This is a genomic window from Nocardia sp. PLKS1-43 (assembly GCF_059510335.1).
In genome coordinates, this window is sequence record NZ_JCAJZQ010000001.1 from 1,016,987 (window position 1) to 1,040,509 (window position 23,523).

Sequence of the window (23,523 nt, forward strand, 5' to 3'; positions counted from 1 at the left end):
TTCGGTTCATGTGGCATGGTCTTTCGGGTACCTGTCACGGGCACAGTGGCGGGAGCCGGTGTCCGGGCCGGTAGCTGGTGAGGTCGTCGGTGATGGTCGGTCTGGTGAGGGCGCACGTGCGGGCGGTGGCGTGGTCCGGATCCAGGTCCCAGATGCGCAGGGTGCCTTGGTCGGCGGTGCCGATGAGGTAGCCGGGGCGGGGATGGAAGGCCAGTTGCCAGCGGGTCGGGCCGGGTGGGGCGAGCGATTGCCCGTAGGGGGTGGGGTGGCGGGGATCGGTGAAGTCGAACAGGCGCACAGTGGAGTCGGTGCCGCCGGTGGCCAGGAAGCGACCGTCGGGGGCGAGAGCGACACCGGCGATGAGTGTGCTGCTCGCTTGTATGGGGTTTCCCACGGCGACAACGTGTTTCGGGTCGGCCATGTCGAACACCTGGATCGTCCCGTTATCCCAGCCCGCGACGACGGTGCGGTTGTCGCGGCTGATGACGAGGCCGGTGCCGTTGCCGTTCCAATCCACGGCGATATCGCCGATGGGGCCGGCATGGTCACGCAAGGTGCGTTGGACGTCCCAGATCTGCAGCCGATCCGTGAGTGCGGCGGCGAGTTCGTCGTCCGGGCTGGCGGCGGCTTGCAGGCCGGCGCCCTGCCTGAGCGATATGTGCGGCAGGACCTGGGGTGCGGTTCGCTGGAGAGGATGTGCGGGATCGGTGTAGTCCCAGAAGATGATTTCCGGGACCGGTACCGCCTCCACGAGCACCAGCAGGGGCTCGTTGGGCATGAAGGTCGCACCCAATGCGTTGGGGAACCGGGATACTTCGCTGACGGCCGTGGGATCGGAGATGTCGTAAATGGTGACGATTCCATCGGTGGGGTCCATGGCAAGGCGTCCGTCGCGGCTGAGCGAGGGGAAGCTGGTGCCGGAGATGTTGTGCACCGGGGTCGTTGGTGCGCCGATGGTGCCGAGCAGGTGGGGGTGGGCGGGGTCGGCGATATCCCAGAAGTGCGCGGGAGCGCCGGTGGCGACGGTGAGCATCCGAGTGCCGTCGGTGCTGACGGCGGGGCGCTGGATATCACCGGCTTGTCCGGCCAGCGCGGCGGCCGGGACCGACCATCGCTGAACGACGCCGCCGGACAACCCGATCGCTACCTGGGTGGCGTCCGCGGTCATGGTGAGAGATTGGGGTGTGGTGGTGCACCGGCCTGGGTTGGACCGGCAGGGCGAGGCTCCCGTGAGCGGCGGGCCGAGGGTGGTCGGATGGGCCGGGTCGGCCAGATTCCACAGCCTGGTCGACGCGCTGGTGACGGTGGCGAGTACTCGGGCGTTGCGGCTCAGCGCGATGCCCTCGAGGTCGTAGTCGGAGGGCAGGGAAATCGTGGTGGGGATGGGGTCGGGATGGGAAGGGTCGTGCAGATCGAACAGGCGCAGCCGGGCGTCTCCGGAGGAGGGCTGGTCCGACAGCCGTCCCGCCACCGCGATCGTGGGGTTGTCCGGGTTGGTGGCCAGGGCGAGCGGTCCGTCGGTGACGTGCGCGAGTTCTTTCGGGCTGGTGGTAGCGGAGTCGGTGGGCACCGGCCAGACCCAGGCGGTGCTGGTCTGGACGAGGGGGCCGGTGACCACTGTGGTACCGGCCACGATCGCGGCGGAGCCGGCGAAACCCACGGTCTCGATTTGGCCTGCGGGAGATGGGATTACGGTGCTGCGAGCGGGTCGGGTGGGATCGGTGATGTCCCATACCTCGATGGCGTTCGTGGTCGCGATCGCGAGGATCCGGCCGTCGGCCGACACGGCCGCCACGCTGACGGCTGTGTCGGTATGGAGGCTGGACAGCAGGCGCGGGTGGGTGGGATCGGAGATGTCGCGGATGTGCAGGGGTCCGTTGGAACCGCCGGAGATCAGCGTGTGGGCGTGCGCGGTGAGGGCGACGATCCGGTCGCCGTCTTCGGGGATGGGCGGGGCGGCGAGCGTCGGGGGCGTGCCCGGGTCGCTGTTCCAGATCCGCAGGGCGTGGTCGTCGCCGGCGGTGACCAGACGGCCGTCGTCGAGGTAGCGCATTCGCGACACCGCGCCGGTGTGGTCGGTGAACGAACTGGCCACCGGGAGGTTGGTGCTGGCCAGCAGGCGGGTCACGACCTGCGGGTCGCCGGGCCGCAGTCGCTGCGCCAGCACATCCAGTTCCGCCGCCAGCGTGGGATCGCTGTTCTGCACGCGATCCGCCTCGGCCAGCACACTCGCGAAAAACAATGCGTCGCGCTCTTTTTCGGCGCTCACCGCCCGCGTTACCGCTGCACCCGCGGCGATCAGCAACACGACCACCATGGCCAATACCGCGGTTCTGCGGTTGCGCCGCCGGCGCTGCGCCCGGACCGAGGCGGCCAGGAAGTCCGCGGCGATCGGATCGGCGCGGACCAACTCCGGGCCGGCGGTGATGTCGAGATCGTCCAGGGAGGCCAGACGGGTGCCGCGGTACAGCAGGTCGCGGTCGTATCCGGACCGCTGCCACTCCCGGCTGTCGGCGAGGAAACGCTGGGTCCGGCCGAGTCGGTCGCGGTCGGCATCGATCCATTCGCGCAGCCGCGGCCATTCCCGCACCAGCGCCTCGTGGCTCAACCGGACGGTGTCCCGCTCCGAGGTGATCAGACGTTCGGCGATCATCTCGTCCAGAACACGCTGGGCCGCAACAGGGTCCGTCGTAGCGCGGGTGAGGGCCTCGCGGTCGGCGGGTTGAGCGGTGTCGGCGTCACCGTCCGCGCCGACGCGCACCAACCGCAGCAGCACCGCGCGCAACGCGTCTCGGCCGGCTCGGTCGGTGCGGGTGTAGATCGCTTCGGCGGAGCGCTTGATCGCATGCGCGATACCGCCGGTGGCGTGATAACCGGCCGCTGTCAACGATTTTCCGGAGCGATTGCGCCACGTGGAGGACAGCACGTGCGACAGCAACGGCAGCGCGCTCGCCGCGGCGGGGGTGTCGGGACCCAGATCGTTCAGGATCAACTCGGCCAAGCCGTCGGCGATCGACCAGCCGCCGGCTGCCGCGGGCTTCTCGATCACCTCCCGCAACTCTCGTCGCGTCATGGGTTCGATCAATATCTGCCGATTCGACAGCGCGGCAGCCACTTCCGGCAAAGCGGCGGCGTGGCCGTAGAAATCGGCACGCAACGCCAGCAACACCACCGCCCGCGGTTGGTCTTCGGGTCCCGCCGCCGCGAGCGCGGCAAGCATCGCCACGAATGCGGACGGTGCGGCGGAATCGGTGCCGAGCGTGAACAACTCCTCGAGCTGATCGACAACGAGTACGGGCAGCTCACCGGACCATCGCTCTACCGCGGCGTCGACGAGTGCGCTGATCCGGTCCGGCTCGGCCGCGCTCGCGGCGCCTATGCCGGGCACCTCCAACGCGGCCGCGAGCCGCTGCAGCGGGTCGGTACCCGGCGTCAGACGCCGCACCCGCCGTCCTGCCGACTCCGAGATGCCGGGCAGCCCCGTAGCCCGAAGCGCCGCAATGATTCCCGCGTTCAGCAATGACGTCTTGCCCGCTCCCGAGGCCCCGACCAGGACCCGCATGCCGCCCTCTCGCGCCGCGACCGACAGCTCCGCGCACACGCGCTCGACCATCGCCTCGCGGCCGAAGAACGTGCCGGCGTCCTCGGGCCCGTACGGCGCCAGACCCGGATAAGGACACCGGCCCGGTGTCTGTTCCGGCATGCCGACCTCGTCGGAGGCGGTAGCGGCGGGATTGGCGGCGATGATCAGATCGCCCGCGCGGTCGCCGGCTTGTCGGCGCGGCAGCGGCCCTTCGTCGCTGTCGCGCAGCAGCCGATACACTCCGTCGAACACCGCGTCCACACTGAGCTGGGCCGGGCCGCGCGGATCACCCTCGGTCAGCAACCTCAACAGCGCCCCGGTGAAGGCGGTGTGAACATGTCCCGCCGGAGCCGAGGCGATGTGCTCGGCCGAACCGATCAGATAACGGCCGTACGCACCGGAAGCGAACTCCCGGATCGAGGACGTATCGGCCGCCAGACCAGCGGTACCGGAAAAGCAACAGTCGAGGATCACCACCACCGCCGGAGCCCGGCAGTCCTGGACCGCCTGCGCCAACGCCGCGAACGACAACGCCTGATGCGCCGCCAGTCCCGGGACCAACTCGTCGGTGTCGACCGCGGCCAGGAACAACTCCCCACCCGGCCCCCGCAACCCGTGCCCGATGAAATACACCACCAGAACCGAGCGCGCCCGTGCCGCCTCCTCGGCCAGCACGGTCGCCATCGCACGTGCATCCGGCGGATCCAGCAGCCCCACAACGTTTTCCGCGCTCGCACCGCACTTCTCCACGAACGCCTTCGTCAAGTCCTCGAACGACCGACGGACCGTCGCCAGCGACGGCAGTGTAGAGCCGGAGTGCGTAGCCGTGGCGAGGACGAGGATGCGCACCCCGTCCCCGGACAGATCCGCCATGCGCTCGGCGGTGGCGAGTTCCGATCCGTGGAATTCACTGCCTGTAGCAGCGTTTCGGTCAACTGCTGCACCCCCGCGGCGTCCAGTCCACGGACCCCGGTCGCGTCCAACTTCAGCTTCCGCTCGTCGTGGCCGTGCACCGTCACCCGCACCGATCCGCGACGGCTGCGCAGCCACGCGATCACCGCGCTCGCCGTCGCCGCGGTCACCCCGGTCGGCCCAACCACGATCTCCAACGCCTCGAGCGCCGGCCCCATATCCTGCGGCCCCGGCGGCCGCGAACGCTCACGCACGCAACCGCGCAACTCCTGCGTCCCGGACAAGAACGCACCCAGATCACGCAGCTCCTCGGAACTGTCCGCAGTGACGATCATCCGCCCCCCTCGCACTCCGTATCCCAAGCCCGTTGCAGCGCAGCGGCTTCCGCGCAACTGTACCGCCGCAGCTCTCCCGCCGACAATCACATGTTCAGTGCGGCGAACATCCGGGGCGCCCTGGTAACCGATCTCCCCGATCGCTTACAGTGCGCGCGTCCAGCCGAGTCGCGGGAGTGTCGGCTCGAGTTTGCCGATCGCTCTGCTGGAGAGCGGGTTTCGTTTGTCCGGATCAGGCAGTCGATAGTTTCACAGTGACCTGCGGCGTGGGCACAACTGCCCTGCAGTGGTGGCCGCCGCAACACCTGCTCGACACCCTCGCCGGCATGAGGGTGGACGTCGCGGCCGAGCGGGCGGCGATGTGGAATCTGCTTGGCTGTGTTTTCCCGCTGTCAGGTGGTGCCGATGACGAGCATGCCAGGTTCCGCGACGATCTGTTCTGTCGCTTGCTGTTGCGGGTGCCGGGCCGGTGGACCGTGCGCGGTGCGGTGCCCGGGTCAGCGGCCGGCGGGGAAGTGCTGGCTCAGGGGGACCGCCAGGCGGGTGAGTTCGGCGCACAGGGCGTCTCGGTTGCCCGGCGTGTCGGTCGATGCCTCTACCTGGACGACGCCGGTCTTGATGCCGTCCTGCGTGGTGCTCTGTGGGATGTCGAACAGCAGGGTGCACCGCGGGTCATCGGGCAGGTCGCTGTTCACGGCGAGGGCACGCCGATTGCCCACCATGACCGGGCGGGGTTGGGTGAACACCTCGTAGGCCCAGTCCGTGAACCGGCTGTCCCAGGTGAACACGGCCACTTCGTACGACGAGTTGGTCCACCGGCACTGTTTCTCCTGCAGGCTCGGTGTGTTCGTTTTTCTGGATTGTGGATTCAGGCCCGCCGCCGTGACGTCGGCGTCGGGGATCGTGCATGGATCCCAAACTGATTGGGGCGCAGGGGTTGTCGTGGTGGCCGGGGCTGTGGTCGCGGCGGGAGCGGAGGTGGTTGCGGACTCGGGCCGCAGCGTCTTGCGCGGCAGGCTCGCCGAAAGATTGTGGCTGAGTGCTTTTGGTCGCCGATACCGCGTACGGGTGCGGGGGCTCCACTTGTCGGGGTGGATTCGGTCGTGGTTGATGTCGCGGTCTGCGCGAGCATGGTCGGGGTTGTGAACAGCCAGAGTTGGATCCTCGCCGTGCGCCGCCACACGAGCAACACCCGGCGACCACGGCCCCGATGACCGCGATGCCTCGCCACGATCCGGCCCCGACCAGTTTCCCGAACATGTTGCGCCCCAATCGATATCGACCGTCACCGTAGGCGTGTCACCCCGGCACCGGCGCACCGTACCAAGCCCTGTCCGGCAACCGAAAGTCGATTTGAGGCGACATGTCGTGGAGGCGAGTTCGACTCTCGCACTCGTCGCCGGTTCGTTGTCGCTCGTGGTGTTGGCCGGGAGCGGTTCGCGAGCGTCGTTGCTCGATCTCGGCCACACCGCGAACGACGTTCATGTGACCGTCCCGATCCGGATGACCGCGGTGCGGTCGACGATGGCGAGGACCGTGAAAGACATTCCGTCGACGGTCGTTCTCGCGCCCGCTGGGCAGGTGAGGTGCATGTAGTCCTGCGGATCGGTGGCCGAGGCGGTCACGAGGCCGATCGTGCAGCCGCCTCCACCGCCGGAGACCCGGCCCGAGAACAACGGTCCGGTCACCCGGATCTGCCCGTCCGCAATCGAGGCCACGGTGAGCGGACCGAACCCGAAGGTTGTTGCCGGGACGGGGATCGACACCGCCTCGGTCACCCGTATCTCGCACCGGCCCGTCGCGCATGCCTGTGTGTCGTCGCCATCGGCTGCCCCCGGCAGCACGGCGGAGGAGGTTGCGGTCGGCGTGGGGGTGGGGGTGGAGCTGGGGGACGGAGTCGTGGGCGTTCGGGCGCGATCGGTCGCCGAGCAGGACGGGGCGACGGCAATTGCCATGGCGGACAGCAGGATTCGGGCACCGGATCCGAAGCGGCGGGTCGGTGGTGAGTCGGTCATGGTGTGTATTCGACAACTTGCTGGTCGGGACCGGTCCCGCCGCAGGCGTCTCACACTGGGCCTGCTTGTTCGGCCACTTCCCAGGAGGGTCCACTGTGCAGCACTTTTCCCTGTCGGCGACGCCGCCGCGCGCCCATGACCCGTGGGCGGTCGCGGTCGCGAACGCCTCCCTGCTCGGCATCGGCTATCTGATGATCGGCCGCCGTCGCCTGGCCGCCGCAAACGTGCTGATCACTCTGGTGTTGATCACGGTGCTGGCTGTTCTCGCCCGGTCGGTATGGATGGAAATCGTTGTGGCGCTGTGGTGGACAACGGTCATCGGACACGGCTTCGCAGTCGCGGCGCGAGCACCGCGTTCGCGAATATGGCGGCACCGGGCCATAGCCTTCGCGGTCACTCTTGCGGTACTGGCCTCGGTCGCACTGCTGCGGGACGACGCCGATGCGATCGGGCATCGAGTCGACCTCGCCCGTGACGCGGGCGACTGCGCGCGAGCTGCCGCCGACGCGAGGCGCGTGTGGTTCGGCGATCGGGTGGCCGACGCCCCACGCACGGCCGGTATCGATCGTACCGTCCACGCCTGCGAGTTGACCCGATCGGCCGGGATCCAGCTCGATACCGCGTTGGGCGGCGATATCGCCTCGCTCGCAGCGGCTTTCACCACGCTTCACACCGTCCTGACCAGATTCCCGGGCCACGAGGTGATAGTGCGCAAAACGCTCGACCGGTTCCTGGCGAAACTGCTCGCCAACGACGCTTGTCACACCGTTACCGTCACCGACTGGCTCACCCGCCGGCCGGCCGATGGCACCTTGCTCGATCGCGCGAGCACTGTCGCTGCCCGCTCGGCGCTCACCGCCTTCCACGGCTGCCAGCTCGCCACCCTGCGTAAACTGCTGCAGGCCCCCTACCCCGGTGGGCAACCCGACTACTGCTCACATCCCCAACCGTACGGCGGCGCCAAGGCATATGGACGACCTGGCCCAGATGCCGCGCTGGTATTCGGAAACGACAGCGACACAAGCCAATTCCCTGCTGAATGGCGCGCACACGATGCCGCCGACGCGGTCCTGATCCTCTGCGCCGGGCCCACCCGGTTCGGTGACGCCGTCCAAACCTGTCCCTACCACTCGGAAACGACCCGATGGGCCGGTGACATCACCTTCCAAAAACACGCAATCCCGTTGCGCGCCTACGAAGTTCGCACCGCTCATATTGTCTTCGACGGCCAGATTCAGATCGATGGAGCCAGTTGCCCGCAACACCTGTCGTATACCTTCCACGGCATCGACGTACCGCCCTCGCACGTGTACGTCAGTTCCGCCGACTCCGACGTGCGTGCGGCATTCAACTCACTGATCAACCCGTGAAACGACCATCGTACGCGGGATCCCGGTATTGATCACCGACCACGTCCGCTGGTCGTTCGGATGCTGTTTCTTGATGATCGGAGGTGCCGATCGCCAGTGGCCCGGCTGCGGAACAGGTTTCGGGGGGATGGGCGACACAGTGCGCGCTGAGTTTTCGGGCTGTTCACCGTGCTGATCGGGTGATGCGCGTCTACTCTTCTTATCCCGTGTGGTGTCACACGGTGATCGGAGGGGCGTGCGAGCGGGGCAGGTGATCAACGGCCGGTATCGCCTGTTGGGACAGGCCGGTTCGGGCGGGCACGCGGTGGTGTGGCACGCGAAGGACGAGATGCTCAAGCGTGCGGTCGCACTCAAGCACGCGCGCTCGCCGGAAGCAGAATTGTCCGTGCACGAAGCGGAATTGCTGGCGCGAGTGCGGCATCCGAATGTGGTGGAGGTCTTCGACATCATCCGCGTCGAAGACCGGTGGTGGCTGGTGATGGAGTACGTGTCCGGCCGCAGCCTTGCCGAGATCGGCGTGATGCCCCCGGAGCGGGCCGCCCGGCTGGGTGCGCAGGTGGCGGCGGGACTGGTGGCGGTACACGCGGCCGGAATCGTGCATCGGGACATCACGGCCGCCAATGTGCTGGTGTCCCAGGATGGTACGGCCAAGTTGAGTGACTTCGGGATCTCCCGCGATATCCATCGCGCGGTGACGTTGACCGGGGGCGCGGTGCTGCCGGGCACGCCCGGATACCTCGCGCCGGAGGTCGCCAACGGCGCCCGGCCGGATCGGGCATCGGATGTTTTCGCTTTGGGGGCAACACTTTTCCTGGCCGTAGAGGGCAGTACGCCTTACGGCCCCGCGAACGACCACCCGATGGTCCTGTTGCGACGCGCGATGAACCGTCAGATCGCCTCGTCCCGCACCGCGGGAGGATTGAGCGCGGTGCTGCGGGCGATGCTGCGAGTGGAGCCGCAACGGCGACCCACGGCCGTGCAAGCGCAGCAGATGCTGTGCGGGGTCGCTGGCCGGACTTCCGATGGCACGCCACGCTGGGCCGGGGTGCGCCGGGCGGTGGCAGCACTGCTGGGCGTGCTACTGGTGGCCGCGACCGTGGTCTCGGACAGTGCACCGCGCACCCCTACCAGGCCGCCGGCGGGCCCGGACCTGGCAGTCGGCGATCCGCACACCGCCGATCCGTGCGGGCTGGCCGACGCGAGCGTTCTGGGCGGATTCGGCGCCACCCAATACGATGCCGACCGAGGCAATTTCAACCGCTGTGACGTGCTGATCCACACCGCTGACGAGCAGCAGATCGACGTCAAACTAGAGTTCGACAATCCGACCCCGCAGGATCCGCGCGGCCGATGGGAGACCCGTCACGGGCTGCGGGTGCTGCGAGTACCGGGCGCCAGCGACGAATGCGACCGCACCATTATCTTGCCGGATCATTACCAGATCGACGTCGACACGGTCGCCCAGCAGGGCGGTGCCCGGTTGTGCACGGTAGGTGATGCGGCCACGAACAACGTGATGGATCGGCTGTCGCACAAGGGAATTCCGCGACGCCCGGACCAGGCGCCGGCGAATTCGCTGCTCTGGTCCAATGCGTGCGATCTGCCCAGGGACGGGCTGGGGTTCCTTCCGGGTGTCGCGGCCCTGAACCCGGACCCGGATTTCGGGTACTGGGCGTGCCGGTACCGCAGCACCCTCAGTACTGCGTCATTGCGGGTGATTTTCGACCGTAACGAACCCCTCACCGCCGACGACGGCACCCCCGAAACACTGTCCGGGCATACGGTGTTCGTCCAGTCCGACGGCGGCTACGGAGCCAAGGCTTGTCTGGCCCGCATCGTGCATCGCGCCTATACGACCGCGCTGTCCACCCCGGCAGTGGAATTGGCGCTGGTGGTGATCGATGGCACCGAACCGGCCGAGCGGCGCTGCGCGCTGGTCACCGATGTCGCGGCCGTGGTGGCCGCACACCTGCCTCCCGCCTGATAGGCGATCGCCCCGGGAGGGGTCCCGGCGACGGGCGGCATGCTGGAGCCGTAATCGAGGAGGTGGGTATGAGCATCGATCGCGCCAGCCTGGCGTTCGGCGTTCCCGACGACGTAACACCGGGCACCTTGTTCATGCTGTCGATCAGCAGCTCGCTCACGGCCGAGCCGACCGAAGGCCGCCGAGTGGTGTTCGGCCGCAACTGGGACGAGGCGGATGTCTGCATCGGCGGACACGATCAGGGCGTCAGCCGAACACAAGGTGCCGTGACGTGCCGGGGCGGCCGCTGGTGGCTCACCAACACCGGGCGCCGGGCGTTGCGGCTGCCGGGATCGCAAATGCTGTTCACCGGCGAAGAACCGATCCCACTGGCTGTGGGGTACCTCCCGCTGTTCGTCCGCGGCTCGGCCACACACGAGCACCTGCTCGAACTGTTCGTCTCGGGCGCGGACGCGGCGCAGCCGGCGAGGGGTCCGGCTGCGCCGACCCAACCACCACGCACCTGGCAGCTATCGGGCACCGAGCGGCTCGTGCTGGTCGTACTGGCCCAACGATATCTACTGCAAGAGCCGTATCCACAGCCGATGGGCTGGCAGCAGGCAGCCGACCACCTCAACGATCTCGAACACGGCGGCCTCGAACCAAGCGATCCGGTATCCGGCGCCGACTGGAACCACAGGAAGGTCGAACGAGTCGTCGGGCGGGTACGGGCCCGGCTGTCGAAAGCCGGAGTCCCCGGACTGACCCGCGAAGAGGTCGGCGAACCGATCGGAAACATGCTCAACCACAACCTGATCCGCGAACTCATCGACAGCACCACCCTGATCCCCCCGGACCTGCGCCTGCTCGACCCACCGGAATTCCGCTGAATGATGGAGTCTCGCGCCTTTCCTCATCGACGAGATGCCGTTCACATCTCGCACACCACCGCGGCAACCCTCGCGAAGTTCGCCACCGTGGTAGTGCCGTCCGCACCACCCTGCTGATCGCAAACAGCGCCGCGGACCGCCCGAACTGTTCCCGGCACCGGGTCCGTGTGGGCGCGCCCGGCTTTCACCGCGGAAATGCGGATCTCTACGGGCCCAACCCGGTCGGCGGCCGCGGCGACGGCTCTCTCGACGATCGGATCACAATCGGTTGCCGGCGAAGCCGATTTCGCGCTCGCCTCGCCGAGCAGTGTTGTTGCGTGCTCTACGCCGACGCGCTGTTGCGCTCCGCCAATCCCGCCATCGGGTATGTCCTGTTCGTCAGCCGCGAATGCTCAACCCGCACACGGTGTCCCGCGATGCACGTGGCCGCGACGAGAAGGCTCGTTGCCCGGACGCGCTCGGCTTCGGCGTGTTCGCTCGAGCCGCCGCGAGGCGGCATCGATGCCACCGGTGTGCCGCACCGATGCTGTCGACGGTGCCGACGGGCAGTATGCGGATGCGGGACCGGTCCCGCGGCCGGTGGCGCAGCCGATCGACACCGGCGATCGGCGAGCAGTTGACCGCCGGTGCTGCGGAAAGGAGCCAAGGTAGCTGGTGACACGGCGATTCTCGCGTGGCCGAGAATGATCCGACCGATCACGATGTGGGAGAGACATACGGGGGGTCTTCTCCCGATATCGTGCCGTGGCTGGGAAGGCGAATCGATTCGAGCGTTGTGAGATAGGTTGCGGCCGTGTTGGTCTCGAGCGCACCGAGCCGCCGGTAGAGGTCGATGGCTTCGTGAAGATGGATGAGGGCTGTGGCTGTTTCGCCGAGGCTCACATAGCAGCGGGCGAGGCCATCCAAGGCGCGGGCCTGTTCGCGGCGGCTGCCGATTTCGCGCGCCACTTCAAGTGCGGCAGTAAAGGTTTCCACCCCATCGCTCGGCGCGCCGGTCTCGAGGAACAACGTCCCGGTTTCGGTGAGTGTGTCGGCTTCGCCCAGGCGATTGCCCATTTTGCGATGCATTGCCAATGCCTTCTGGTAGAGATCGGTGGCCGCACTGTATTCGCCCGTTCGCGTCCGCAGGACGCCGAGGCCGGTGAGGGCGTTGGCTTCGCCGCGCGGGTAGCCGATTTCGCGGGAGATTGCCAATGCCGATTGATGTGAATCGGTGGCCGCACCGTAATCACCGGTTCGCGTCCGCAGGACGCCGAGATCGGTGAGGGCGTTGGCTTCGCCGCGCCGGTTGCCGATTAGCCGGGAGATCGCCAGCGCCTGCTCGAATTGGCCGGCGGCCTGGTCGTACCTGCCGGTCCATGTCTGCACTACGCCGATGCTGGTGAGGGTGATGACTTCGCCGACGCGATACCCAATTTCCCGGTGCATCGCGAGTGCCCGTTGATAGAGATCGGTGGCCTTGTGGTATTCCCCGCGAAGCATCCACGTGTGGCCGAGGCCGGTGACGGACAGGGATTCACCGACCCGGTAGCCGATTTCCTGAGAAGTCGCTAGTGCCTGCTGGAAGTGGTCGGCGGCGTGGTCGTAGTTTCCGGTCCATGTGCGCACGAACCCGAGGCCGGTGAGGGCGATGGCTTCGCCGAGGCGGTGACCGATCTTTCGAGAAGTCGCTAGTGCCTGCTGGAAGTGGTCGGCGGCGTGGTCGTAGTTTCCGGTCCATGTGCGCACGAAGCCGAGGCTGATGAGGGTGTTGGCTTTGCCGAGGCGATCGCCGATCTTGTGGTAGATCGCCAATGCTTGTTGCTGGAGCTCGGCGGCCTGACCGTACAGCCCGGAGTATTCACGCACGACGCCCAGGTTGGTGAGGGCGGTGGCGTGGCTGAGGTCGTCGCCGAGTTGCTCGGCGACCAGGCTCGCGCGCTGATGCAGGCTTGCGGCTTGGGGCCATGGCCCGTCACGTTCGAGTAGTCCTGCCAGCAGGCCGGTCAGCTCCACCGTCCGCGTCGGCCGGTCCGCGGTGGTGTATTCGAGGCAGGCCAGCAGGTTGCTTCGCTCCGCGCGCATCCACGTCAACGCGGTCATCTCGTCATCGAAACTGCGCACCGCGACCGGTGGTGGCGGGCTGGGTGTGGCCGGGGTAGGGCGTTTGCGGGGCGCCACATACTGGTCCGCGGATGCGGCAGTGTGCTGGTAGTAGTCCAATAGCCGGTCGATGGCACGGTCGTTGTCGGTGGCCGGGTCGGCGGCAGTGAGGTCGCGGGCGCAATCGCGGAGCAGGTCATGGAGCCGATAGCGGCCCGGGGTGGTCTCCTCGAGGAGATGATCGGTGTAGAGCGCCTCCAACTCCGCACGAGCCACCGAGATCGGGACATCGGCCAGCGCGGCCGCCGCGTAAATATCGAGATCCAGTCCTGGATGCAAACCCGTTCTGCGGAACAACAACCGCTGCTGAGGAGTCAGGTCCTGATACGACAGGTGGAACGCCGCACGTACCGCACGATCACCGCCGGTGAGTTCGGCGAGTCGGTTGGTCGCGGTCGCGAAGTTGGCGGCCACATGGGTGATACTCCATGCAGGATGGTGAGCGAGTCGCCCCGCGAGCAGCACAATTGCCAACGGCAGGTACCCGCACAGTCGCACGATCTCGGCAACGGCCGCACGGTCGGTGTCATCTTCGGCTTCGCGGCCGGACAGGGTGGTGAACAATCGGATGGCAGGTTCGGGATCGAGGACCCCCAACGTCAAAGGCAGCGCACCATCCAACGCGATCAGCCGACGACGGCTGGTCACCAGGGTCACACAACCTCGACCAGCGGGCAGGAGCGGTTCTATCTGAGCATGGTCGCTGGCGTCGTCGAGTATCAGTAATACCCGTTGCCCCGCAAGCCGATCCCGCCACAGATCACTGCGCGCGGCAAGGGTGTCAGGCAAACTCCGCGGGTCTATGCCGAGGTCGCTGAGCAAGCCGGCCAACACCTGCGCGGGGTCGGCCGGGACTTGCCCGGGGGTGTGGGCATGCAACTCGACGAAGTACTGGCCATCGGGAAACGCTTCCTTCAACTCGTATGCGGCTCGAACCGCTAGTGCCGTCTTCCCGACGCCGGCCATTCCGTCGATGGTGTGAATCGACAGAACCCGGCCGGGCCCCGCCGCTGTCACGATCCGGCGAAGCTCGAGGTCGCGACCGACGAATACGCTCACGTCGCGGCGCAGTACGTTGGTCACGACCGGCCGCGGCGGCCTGCTCTCACGGGAGGTGGCCACATTGATAGTGCCGGAGTTGTTTCCGGCGACGTTCACCTGTTGAGTTTGGTCGTGTGCGCGGTATTCGGGCACGGAATCCCCGGTCAAGTCACGTTGATGGTTCCGGCGTTGTCGCCACGAATATTGATCTGCCGCGCCTGATCAAACGCCTGGGCCACGAAAAGACCTGTGGCGCGGTCCCTTTGCGCCGCATCGATCAACTGTCCAACCTGGGCGGCGAACAGCGGGTCGACTCGGAAGGCCGCGGTGAGCCGAGCTGCGGTGTCCTCCAGCGGCGTTTCCAACATGTTTGCGGCGGTGTCGGTTTCGGGATGTTTGCGTAGCCTTGCCTCGACCACTTCTTGTAGTCGTTTCACCACGTTCCAGGTGCTCTCGCCAGCGTCTTTGGCGAAGCCCTCACCGAATTTCGCTGCCAGCAAGCTGGCGGCGGCAATACCCAAGGACGCCGGATCCATATCCCCCACCTCAACGGCTCGGTCACTCGACTGCTCCATCATATGAGCTCCGTTGCTTGTGTGGTGCTCGAACTGCGGATTGAAACACGTTCACGCCGTGTCGCGGCCGCGGCCGTGAGGGTTGTGCCATGGTGTGCATGAGACCCTCGATGTTGGGAAGTTTGTTGCGGGAGTTCACTTTCTGTAATGTCAAGTTGACCGCACCGGTTTCGACCCGATGCGGTGCAGGTGTTTTCGGTTGTGCGTGCAGCTGAACGCGGTCCGGTGGCAGGATCGGTGAGGTAGTCGACATGTCGTCTGGCGAGTGCGGTCGCCGAGCTGCAACCTCAACTGCGACAGTCGTATTGGCGTAGCCCGAGCTTCTGCGTCTTGGATTCTGCATTCAGCGTCAACGCCCATCGCAGCACTGTTGTCGCCGTCGTCTGTCGTGGTGCGACCGACTGCGGGATCACCTCCGCAACTGCCCCGGACATCGCCGGGACCGATCCCGATCTCTTGTCGTTACCGGAGTTCCTCGGTCGGTTTTCCCACGGTCGCCGCGCCGAGTACGGTCGCGGGTAATCGCCAGTGCACTTGCCACATGCAACGGGATCCTCGAGGCCGATGCCAGCTTGCGGTACGCGATATTCCTTGTAGGTCATGGCATTACTACCCTGCCCAAGCTCGGGACCTGCTTGTCGATGCCGAGCGACTCCGAGCCGTCGAGGATGACCTCGCAACGGTGCCAGGCGAGGGAAGCGCAGGCATACGCCGCGGTTACCTGTGGATGCTGGTCGTTGACGAGCTGATCAAACCTGACCCGCATGGTGCGGCGCCGACTATCCCGCCACGGCGCAGACGTGAGCTGAATCGCGTTCGGTAGCAATGTGATCGGCCTCGGAGCTGACGCCGCTCAGCGAGGTTGCGTCCGGCTGCGGCCAAGCAGGAGCTGTGGCCGCCGCCGCTTTCTGTGCCGCTTCGATCAGGCTGGGCCGCAGGTGCCACGGAGATCCGAGGGCTGCCTACCGCGCGGCTGCTGCACCAGAAGCAGATCCCGGTCATGAACGACACGTTTCTGGCAGAATCCCGGCGGGAGGCTGCCCGCGGTGACGGCGGAATGGTCCCTCGCGTGCTGCAAGCCATCCAGGTCATTCGGGACTGTGTTATCCCGTAGCTGTTTTGATGTCGGTCCGGCGTCGGTCGGGTTTGAACGGGAGTTTCTTGATCTTTGCACGCACCACCATCTGCCGGGTGCCGGGCCTGCCCCACAGCACCTCTACCGCAGTGTCCGTGTTTGCGTGCGCGCGGTCGATAACTGCCAGCGACAGTGTGGTGCGCAGGTTCGCGCTGTATTCCCGTCCGCTGGACACGCCGATGTCCGTGCCATCGATCAGCACACGATCGAAACAGGGCAGGGCCGACTTGGGCAACTCCATCGGATCGACCCGGTCTCCTGGCTCGAAGAGCATGCGGTAGATCGCGACGACATCGTCGGTATTCCATTCGAGGCCGACGAGCGTGCGCACGGGGCCGCCTGTTCGCGCTATCGAAGTGAGTGCATCGCGCCCGATGAACTCATGGCCCAGGTGTACTCGTCCACCCCACCCGAGTTCACTCGGTCGACGGAAGTAGTCCGTGAGGCCCGTGGGAACGAAACTTCCTCCGGGCAGCCCACGCTTGAACTCCCACGGGGCTCCGGGACTGAGGATGGCGGCGGGCAGGTAATCGAGCCCGCTGGTGGCGATGCCTGCTTCGACATGCTGTACGGGCTGGGACCTGAACCCGAGCTGGCGAAGGCCGTGATCCGCGCCCGCGGTGCGTATGGATCGCCAAATCGTGTTGCCCGCCTCGGACGGGCCGTGCAACTCGTAGCCGAGTTCGCCGGAGATACCGGTGCGCAGCACGTCCACGGCTGTGTCGGCGATGTCGATGCGCGTGCTGCCGTTGAACGGCAGTGAGCTGAGATCCTCCCGGGTGAGTTGCTGGAGCACCGCGAGCGAGCGAGGGCCCTGGACGCCGAAGATGAAACTGTCCGCGGACACGTCCGTCACGTCGACGTCGCCGCCGATCTGCCCCGCTTGCCAGGTCAGCCAGGTCGTGCTGCCGGCGGTGTAGATGTATTCCTGTTCGCCGGTGCGGCGAAGGATTCCTTCGGACGCGATCCAGCCGTGTTCATCGAGTTGCAGGTGATGTTTGCCGGCCCCGACCTGGAATGTGCTGAGATCATTGGTACCCAGTCGGCTGAGGAACTCGCCCGCTCCGGGGCCCCGAATCTGTGCCTTGCTCAGTGGTGACCAATCTCCGAGGTAGCACGTGTCGACATGGGATGTCGATTCCTCGACCCAGGTGGTGTATTCGAGTGGCAGGAGCATCGCCCCGAATCTGCCGACCGCCGATGTCGGGTTTGTTTCGTCCTGCGCTGCGGCAGCGGGGCTGAACAGCGGTGATCGCTCGGTGATCAACGGCCCGTTCGGGTCTCGTTTCATCGCGTCGTAGATGTTCTGATGGGAGTTGTTGGCGTTGAACAATGTTCCATTTCTTTCTCGGCATTCCGGTATTCGTCAGAGTGTGAAGCGGTGTCACTTTTCGGCCTCGTCCGCCGGTTTCAATGCCTCACGTCCGTCGAGGGGACAGCAGCCCCTTCGCGTGCCAACGCGCGAGCGCAAGCGAAGCCGAGTCCCTGAGACGATGCCGCGATGGGCGCGGCGCGCCCCGCTGGTCCCAGATCCATTGGGTGTCAGATCCTTTCGGGCACGGTACGTGGCAGCACGTGGTGGTGTCGGAATTCTGCCGCGGCAGCGGCCGCGTGCGGCGCGGCCGACCCGTCAGCGCGTGCTGTGCGCATCGTGTCCTCATTCTGGTGAGCGGCGTGGTGTACGTCACGAAGTGTGTATGATTTCGAAAACAGTATCTTTACGCGGTTGCGTATCGCAAGCCCCCTGAGCGGGCCGGCTGCTTACGCGACCAGCAAGCAAAGAAGGCGAAAAAGTCTATGACCGTCCTCGACATGAACATCCAGCACCTGTGCGAGGCCCGATTCGGCGATGCCGCCGACGGTCGGCCTACCGGCGTAGTGAGCCTCGGGGGTTCGGTCCCGGTTTCCACGGTGGACAAGGCCGGCCGGCGCGCTGCGGTTGCCTCCGCGTGCGGCTGACCTCTCGCACGGTGTTCGCTGCCGCGGCCCGGAACCACCGGGCAAACGATTCATCGTTGGACGTACTGGTCATCGACCATCACGACTCCTACACCTGGAATCTCGTCCATCTCATCGCCGAGGTGACCGGTCGGCTGCCGGAGGTGGCGCAGCACGACGAGGTGAGCAGCTCATCCGCGCGAGCCCACTCGCATATCGTGCTCTCGCCCGGTCCCGGACGCCCCGACGACCCTCGGAGTTTCGGATTGGGCCGGGAGATCCTTCGCTGGGGCCGTGTGCCGGTACTCGGTGTGTGCCTCGGCCTTCAGGGGCTTGTGACCGTGTGTGGGGGACGCGTGGCTCGGGTCAGGCCGACGCACGGTGAGGTCGCGACCATCCACCATGACGGGTTGGGCGTGTTTGCGGGCCTGCCCACCGGATTCCGGGCGGTGCGGTACCACTCCCTTGCGGCGGTGGTGGTCCCGCCCGCCCTCACCGTGAGTGCGCGGAGCCAGGACGGAACCGTGATGGGAGTCCGGCATCGGACCTTGCCGCTCGAAGGCGTGCAATTCCATCCCGAGTCGGTGTTGTCCGAACACGGCACCCGGCTGATAGCGAACTTTCTGCGATCGGGGCGAAGGTGAGCGAGCAGGATCCTGTGGCCGAGCAGTTCCGCGAGATCGCTGGGTCGAGTCCCCGGTGCTTCTGGCTCGACGGGGCGGGCGGGCGTGATTGGTCGGGCCGCCGTTCGTACTTCGGCTGGCTGGACCCCGACGACGTGTCGCTGAGCTACAGCGCACGCACCGGCGTCGTCCGCCGCCATCAGGCAGGCCGCAGTGAGGACGTCGGCACGGATATCTTCGACGTGTTGAACCAGGAGATGGCCGCGGGTTCTTCGGCAGCGCAATGGTTCGGGTATCTGGGCTATGCGGCAAGACCGGATCTGACCGCACGCCCGAGCGCGGACCTTCCCGACGCGGTGTGGATGCGCCCATCGCACGTCCACGTTGTCACCCACCCGTCCGGCGATGTGACACCGGGCCCGGCTGTCGTCTCGTCTCATCGGCTCGACCCAGACCGTGCACGGATGTACCGGGAGGCCTTCGCGCGCGTACAGGACGAACTACATTCCGGTAACAGCTACGAAGTCAACCTCACCTATCGAATCCGGGTGCCGCAGAACAGCACTCAGTTGTCCACCTATCTGGCGCTGCGCCGCCGCAATCCCGCGCCCTGTGCCGGCTTCCTCCAGCACGATGTGGCACAGGCCCGAGCCTGGTTGCTCAGTTCGAGCCCGGAGCGGTTCTTGGCCGTCGACGCCGAGCGTTGGGCCGAGGCGCGCCCGATCAAAGGTACGACACCCCGGGGCGCGACCGAGGAGCAAGACGGCCTGCTGCGGTCGCGTCTCGCGCAGGACCCTCGTTTCCGGGCCGAGAACCTGATGATCGTCGACCTGCTCCGCAACGATCTGGGTATGGTCAGCGAACCTGGTACCGTTTCGGTGCCGAGCCTGATGGATGTGGAGAGTTATGCCTCTGTGCACCAACTGGTTTCGACTGTTCGAGGCAAGCTGCGCGCGGATGTTTCGACGGTCGGCGCGATCCGCGCGGTATTCCCACCCGGGTCCATGACCGGTGCACCGAAACGGCGGACGATGCAGATCATCGATGCTGTCGAGGACAGCCCGCGTGGTGCCTATGCCGGTGCGTTCGGTCGGATCTGCGCATCCGGTGAGGCGGACCTCGCAGTGGTGATCCGTTCTCTCACAACCGATGGGTCCGGGCATTGGGCGCTGGGCACCGGCGGGGGGATCACCGTGCACTCCCGGGCCGATTCCGAACTCTACGAGACGCAGGTGAAAACGGCTCGGCTACTGGACGTCCTTCAGCTCTCGACGTCGAGTCCGGACGAACCGAGCGGGGTGACGCCGCTGTAGCGGCGCCACCCCGCTCTGGTCGTGGGCGAGTGGTTCGCGGTCAGTTCCGCCGGTAGCCGGCGCGGGCGAATTCGTTGTAGGGGCAGGGCTGCACGGTTGCGCGGATGGACGGGAGGCCGAGGTCTGCGTCGGGCGCGACGTCGCCGCCGGGGTGATCGCCCCACACGACGCTCACCTCGGTGCCGGGCACGGCTGCCTGCTCGGACACCAGGGCCAGGCTCAGCATCGTTCCGTAGGGGTCGCTGAAGGCCGTGTATTCGGTGTTGCCGACCATTGCGCCGTTGTGTTCGACGCGTTGTTTGGCCAGCGTGTTGACGATCCCGTGGTCCGCGCCCAGGGTCCGCCGGACGTCGTCGGCGTGCAGCACCAGGGTCACCTTGTGGCGTCGATCGGCGTCGCGCAGCGCCCGCAGTGCGTCGCGGCCGAGGAAGTCGTGGTCGAAGGAGATCGATCGTCCGTAGTCGAGTTCGTATGGGGTGCAGTAGTAGTCGGCGATGTCCGGTGAGTAGAAGCTGCCGTGCAAGGGCTGCATGCCGTCCGGTGTGTGTAGCGGCAGCCACGAACGGTAGGCGGTCTGCTCCGCGGTCGCGTCGTATATCGCCGGGACCGGGGCGGGGATCCAGCCGCCCTCGGCCTGGGCCGTCGGATAAGCCTGCGAACCGACGAGTTCGAGCCCGAACTGCTTCCCGGCCGCGATGAGCGCGTCCTTGACCGGAACATGGTCCGCATAGTCGCCGATGAACTCGTATCCGGGCTGGCCCGCCATTCCGTGCCGGAGTGCGCGAAAGGTCTTCCCGGCCAACGTGACATACGTGGTGTGGAAGAATTTCGTCACCGGCAGCGGACCGTCGAAAGCCGCCTCGATCAAGCGCTGCGCCGAGGGGCCTTGGATCTGATACCGGAAGAATGGTGGGATGTGCTCGGGGTCGCGCGAGCAATCGGGATCGCTGCTCAGCTCGACGTCGTAACCGCCTTGCTGCGCATGGTATTTGATCCAATTCTGCGCGGTCGGCCGACCGGTGATCACATAGTCCTGTTCGCCTCGTCGCAGCAGGATTCCGTCGCCGACCAGAAAACCGTTCTCGTTCACCGTGACGAGCTGTTTGGCCTGGTCGACGGCGAATTTCCGATAGTTGTTGGCGGTCAGCTCGCTGAGCATCCGGGTGGCGTCCGGGCCCGAGACGAAGGTGTCCCACATGTGGTACGACAGGTCCAGCAGGGCGACCGTGTCCTTCCAGGCGGCCTGTTCCACGCGCCAGCCCGAGTACTCCGGCGCGACAACGGGCGGAGTCCAGATCCGGGGTTTGTCCGTCCAGCGGAGCCGGACCGCGGAACCGGCCTGTTCGATGCCTTGCTGGAGGCTGGGTGATGCCATGTGGGTTCCTCTCATCGAAACTCGCGTCATCCAAGGCTGAATGACAGACGTATGTCATCATAACAGGCATCTGATAACAAGTAGGGTGTCGAAGGAGGTCTTCGTAGATGAATGACGACGTGACGGCGTGGGACGACCAGCTCACGCATGTTCTGTGGCGCGCACAGAATGCCGCGCATCGCCGGGTCCAGGATGCGTTGGATGAGCTGCAGGTGACCACGACTCAGCTCGGTCTGGCGGTTCACTTGGGCCAGCTGGGTCCTTTGTCCGCGGCCGATTTGTCGAGAATGTTCCATATAGCCCCGCAGAGTGTGGGTACCGCGCTCAACCGACTGGAGAAGCTCGGGTGGGTGCGTAGGCGTACGCACCCGATCCATGGGCGGATCGTGCTCTACGAGCTCACCGATACCGGTCGGGCCGCTGTCGCCCGGGGCAGGGAGCTGATGGCGGCAGCCAACGCCGACGTGACGCGCGGCTTGTCGGACACCGAGGTCGTGGTGCTGACCGAACTGCTGCGCAGAGTCACGATCGTTGTCGACGGACCGGACCTGTCGGCGGCGGCGGCTTCGGCGTGGCCGGTCAAGGAGTAGCGGCGTCGGCTCGACGACGGTCGAATTGTCCGCCGATGCCGCATGCGATCGCGGTCGCCGCAACATTGTGGACGCGGACCGCCCATGTCATACCTTGTGTGGCGAGATGGCAGGACAGCGCCGCGGTGGCGACATCGAGATCGTCGGTATCCGGCGAGTCCATGAGCGCGGCGAGGAATCGCTTTCGCGACGCTCCGATGAGTACGGGCAGGCCGATACTGGCAAGGCTTTCCAGATGAGTGAGAATCGCCCAGTTCTCGGCCGCGGATTTCGAGAACCCGAGACCGGGATCGATGACGATCTGCTCCGGTTGCACCCCGGCGGCGCGTGCGCGGGCGATGCGCTGGAGAAGTTCCTCGCGCACGTCGGCGACGACGTCGCCGTAGTGGATCAGCGTGCCACTGGGCCCGTGCGAATGCGTGATGACGTAGTGGCATCCGGACCGGCGCACCACCTGGTGTATGCCGGGATCCTGCCCGCCGGACACGTCGTTGATCATGGTTGCACCGGCGCGCACGCCCGCCTCCGCGACCTCGGCGAGCGTCGTGTCCACACTGACCGCGATGCCGTGCGCTGCGAGTTCCCGGACCACCGGGGTCACGCGGCGCCGCTGCGTTCGCGAGTCCACCCGGTCCGCGCCCGGACGGGTCGACTCGCCACCGACATCGACGATCTCGGCACCCTGCGCGGCGAGTTCGAGCCCACGGGTTATCGCCGCGTCGTGTGCCAGATATAGTCCGCCGTCGCTGAACGAATCCGGGGTGACGTTGACAATGCCGACGATCTTCATGGGAGGTCTTCGTTTCCGTATCAGGTGGAGTGCGCGGCAGTCCGAGGTCGGGGCGCTACCGCGAGTTGAGCGGACCATTCGGCGGCGGTGATGGTGTTCTCCAGGAGCACGGCGACGGTCATGGGTCCCACACCGCCTGGCACCGGGGTGATGGCGCCGGCGACCCGACGGACACGCTCGAAGTCGACGTCGCCCACCAGCCCGCTCGCCGTGCGGGTGATGCCGACATCGATGACGGTCGCCCCGCTCGTGATGTGCTCGGCGGTGATCAGTCCCGGTACGCCGGTAGCGGTGATGACGACGTCGGCTGAACGGGTGAGCGCCGAGAGGTCCGGGGTGTACCGGTGTGCCATGAGCACGGTCGCGTCGCGCTCGAGAAGCATCTGCGCCATCGGGCGTCCCACGAGTGCTGAGGTTCCGACGACGGCGGCGACCTTGCCGCGCAAGGTGATTCGGGTCGTGTCGAGCAGGCGCATGACTCCGGTCGGCGTGCATGGGCGTAGCCCGGCGACGTGCCGGGCCAGCCGCCCGGCGTTCATCGAGCCGAGACCGTCGACATCCTTTTCGGCAGGGATGCGATCGATGAGTGTGGCAGCATCGAGTCCGGGCGGTAGCGGCAGTTGTAGCAGAATGCCGTGCACGTCAGGGTTTTCGGCGAGTTCGTCGATCACGCGCTCGACATCTTGTCGGGTGGAGGTGTCCGGCAGCCACCGGTGATGGTCGATGAAACCGCAGCCGGCGGCGAGGCGCCGCTTCGTATCCACGTAGACCCGGCTCGCGGGATCGGCGCCGACGAGAATCGTTGCCAGGCCCGGGGCGTGAGCCGCGGTCAGGCGAAATCTGTGCACACGGTCCGCGACATGCTCCCTGACGTTCCGGGCGATGGCCGAGCCATCGATGATGTTCGCAGCCACACTGGACCTCTCTTTCGGT

At 66.6% G+C, this 23,523-nt stretch carries 17 protein-coding genes; 7 read left to right on the forward strand and 10 right to left on the reverse strand.

Going from position 1 to position 23,523, the window contains the following annotated elements; genetic code table 11:
* Positions 1-34: 34 nt before the first annotated feature.
* From AC5WS7_RS04870 to AC5WS7_RS04885, 4 genes are all read right to left on the reverse strand, one after another.
* Positions 35-4,456, reverse strand: a complete 4,422-nt coding sequence (locus tag AC5WS7_RS04870) for a caspase, EACC1-associated type (protein WP_495953092.1) — start codon at positions 4,454-4,456, stop codon at positions 35-37.
* Positions 4,345-4,830: an effector-associated constant component EACC1 gene (locus AC5WS7_RS04875; RefSeq protein WP_495953093.1), complete on the reverse strand. Its 486-nt coding sequence runs from the start codon at positions 4,828-4,830 to the stop codon at positions 4,345-4,347. Before AC5WS7_RS04875 ends, AC5WS7_RS04870 begins: the two co-directional genes overlap by 112 nt.
* Before the next feature lie 497 nt (positions 4,831-5,327).
* Positions 5,328-6,011 (reverse strand): DUF3558 family protein, encoded by a 684-nt coding sequence (locus AC5WS7_RS04880; RefSeq protein ID WP_495953094.1) that lies wholly within the window; start codon positions 6,009-6,011, stop codon positions 5,328-5,330.
* Positions 6,012-6,311: 300 nt separating this feature from the next.
* Positions 6,312-6,845 (reverse strand): hypothetical protein, encoded by a 534-nt coding sequence (locus AC5WS7_RS04885; RefSeq protein ID WP_495953095.1) that lies wholly within the window; start codon positions 6,843-6,845, stop codon positions 6,312-6,314.
* A gap of 95 nt (positions 6,846-6,940) precedes the next feature.
* On the opposite strand from AC5WS7_RS04885, the gene AC5WS7_RS04890 reads away from it, so the two are divergent.
* The 3 genes from AC5WS7_RS04890 (at position 6,941) to AC5WS7_RS04900 (ending at position 11,068) form a co-directional block, all read left to right on the forward strand.
* Positions 6,941-8,215 (forward strand): hypothetical protein, encoded by a 1,275-nt coding sequence (locus AC5WS7_RS04890; RefSeq protein WP_495953096.1) that lies wholly within the window; start codon positions 6,941-6,943, stop codon positions 8,213-8,215.
* A 235-nt stretch (positions 8,216-8,450) separates the two neighbouring features.
* Positions 8,451-10,199, forward strand: a complete 1,749-nt coding sequence (locus AC5WS7_RS04895; protein ID WP_495953097.1) for a serine/threonine-protein kinase — start codon at positions 8,451-8,453, stop codon at positions 10,197-10,199.
* 68 nt (positions 10,200-10,267) lie between these two features.
* Entirely contained in the window at positions 10,268-11,068 is an 801-nt protein-coding gene (locus AC5WS7_RS04900) for a hypothetical protein (RefSeq protein ID WP_495953098.1), read from the forward strand.
* Positions 11,069-11,764: 696 nt separating this feature from the next.
* Here the strand turns inward: AC5WS7_RS04900 and AC5WS7_RS04905 are convergent.
* Both AC5WS7_RS04905 and AC5WS7_RS04910 read right to left on the reverse strand, forming a co-directional pair.
* A complete protein-coding gene (locus AC5WS7_RS04905) occupies positions 11,765-14,368 on the reverse strand; it encodes an ATP-binding protein (RefSeq protein ID WP_495953099.1) in 2,604 nt (867 codons plus the stop codon).
* Positions 14,369-14,415: 47 nt separating this feature from the next.
* Positions 14,416-14,829 (reverse strand): hypothetical protein, encoded by a 414-nt coding sequence (locus AC5WS7_RS04910; protein ID WP_495953100.1) that lies wholly within the window; start codon positions 14,827-14,829, stop codon positions 14,416-14,418.
* 538 nt (positions 14,830-15,367) lie between these two features.
* Here AC5WS7_RS04910 and AC5WS7_RS04915 point away from each other — a divergent pair.
* Positions 15,368-15,649, forward strand: a complete 282-nt coding sequence (locus AC5WS7_RS04915; protein WP_495953101.1) for a DUF8548 family protein — start codon at positions 15,368-15,370, stop codon at positions 15,647-15,649.
* Positions 15,650-15,929: 280 nt separating this feature from the next.
* On the opposite strand, the gene AC5WS7_RS04920 is transcribed toward AC5WS7_RS04915, so the two are convergent.
* Positions 15,930-17,294, reverse strand: coding sequence for a hypothetical protein (locus tag AC5WS7_RS04920; protein ID WP_495953102.1), 1,365 nt, complete (start codon positions 17,292-17,294; stop codon positions 15,930-15,932).
* 682 nt (positions 17,295-17,976) lie between these two features.
* Here AC5WS7_RS04920 and AC5WS7_RS04925 point away from each other — a divergent pair.
* Positions 17,977-18,543, forward strand: coding sequence for an anthranilate synthase component II (locus AC5WS7_RS04925; protein WP_495953103.1), 567 nt, complete (start codon positions 17,977-17,979; stop codon positions 18,541-18,543).
* The gene (locus tag AC5WS7_RS04930; protein WP_495953104.1) at positions 18,540-19,835 is read left to right on the forward strand and encodes an anthranilate synthase component I family protein; all 1,296 of its coding nucleotides are present in this window, start codon (positions 18,540-18,542) and stop codon (positions 19,833-19,835) included. Before AC5WS7_RS04925 ends, AC5WS7_RS04930 begins: the two co-directional genes overlap by 4 nt.
* Positions 19,836-19,875: 40 nt before the next feature.
* On the opposite strand, the gene AC5WS7_RS04935 is transcribed toward AC5WS7_RS04930, so the two are convergent.
* Complete coding sequence (locus AC5WS7_RS04935; RefSeq protein WP_495953105.1) at positions 19,876-21,210, reverse strand: hypothetical protein; 1,335 nt, start codon at positions 21,208-21,210, stop codon at positions 19,876-19,878.
* Positions 21,211-21,317: 107 nt separating this feature from the next.
* On the opposite strand from AC5WS7_RS04935, the gene AC5WS7_RS04940 reads away from it, so the two are divergent.
* Positions 21,318-21,800 (forward strand): MarR family winged helix-turn-helix transcriptional regulator, encoded by a 483-nt coding sequence (locus AC5WS7_RS04940; protein ID WP_495953106.1) that lies wholly within the window; start codon positions 21,318-21,320, stop codon positions 21,798-21,800.
* On the opposite strand, the gene folP is transcribed toward AC5WS7_RS04940, so the two are convergent.
* Both folP and AC5WS7_RS04950 read right to left on the reverse strand, forming a co-directional pair.
* Positions 21,790-22,590 carry a dihydropteroate synthase gene (gene folP, locus AC5WS7_RS04945; protein WP_495953107.1) on the reverse strand — a complete coding sequence of 267 codons (801 nt, stop codon included), beginning with the start codon at positions 22,588-22,590 and terminating at the stop codon, positions 21,790-21,792. The genes AC5WS7_RS04940 and folP overlap by 11 nt on opposite strands.
* 20 nt (positions 22,591-22,610) lie before the next feature.
* Positions 22,611-23,504: a bifunctional 5,10-methylenetetrahydrofolate dehydrogenase/5,10-methenyltetrahydrofolate cyclohydrolase gene (locus tag AC5WS7_RS04950; RefSeq protein ID WP_495953108.1), complete on the reverse strand. Its 894-nt coding sequence runs from the start codon at positions 23,502-23,504 to the stop codon at positions 22,611-22,613.
* Between the last annotated feature and the right edge of the window lie 19 nt (positions 23,505-23,523).

Bases quoted from the DNA above. Each gene is read 5' to 3' on its own strand.
- AC5WS7_RS04870 (WP_495953092.1), bottom strand. From the start codon at position 4,456: ATGGCGGATCTGTCCGGGGACGGGGTGCGCATCCTCGTCCTCGCCACG.
- AC5WS7_RS04875 (WP_495953093.1), bottom strand. From the start codon at position 4,830: ATGATCGTCACTGCGGACAGTTCCGAGGAGCTGCGTGATCTGGGTGCG.
- AC5WS7_RS04885 (WP_495953095.1), bottom strand. From the start codon at position 6,845: ATGACCGACTCACCACCGACCCGCCGCTTCGGATCCGGTGCCCGAATC.
- AC5WS7_RS04900 (WP_495953098.1), top strand. From the start codon at position 10,268: ATGAGCATCGATCGCGCCAGCCTGGCGTTCGGCGTTCCCGACGACGTA.
- AC5WS7_RS04910 (WP_495953100.1), bottom strand. From the start codon at position 14,829: ATGATGGAGCAGTCGAGTGACCGAGCCGTTGAGGTGGGGGATATGGAT.
- AC5WS7_RS04915 (WP_495953101.1), top strand. From the start codon at position 15,368: ATGCAACGGGATCCTCGAGGCCGATGCCAGCTTGCGGTACGCGATATT.
- AC5WS7_RS04935 (WP_495953105.1), bottom strand. From the start codon at position 21,210: ATGGCATCACCCAGCCTCCAGCAAGGCATCGAACAGGCCGGTTCCGCG.
- AC5WS7_RS04940 (WP_495953106.1), top strand. From the start codon at position 21,318: ATGAATGACGACGTGACGGCGTGGGACGACCAGCTCACGCATGTTCTG.
- folP (WP_495953107.1), bottom strand. From the start codon at position 22,590: ATGAAGATCGTCGGCATTGTCAACGTCACCCCGGATTCGTTCAGCGAC.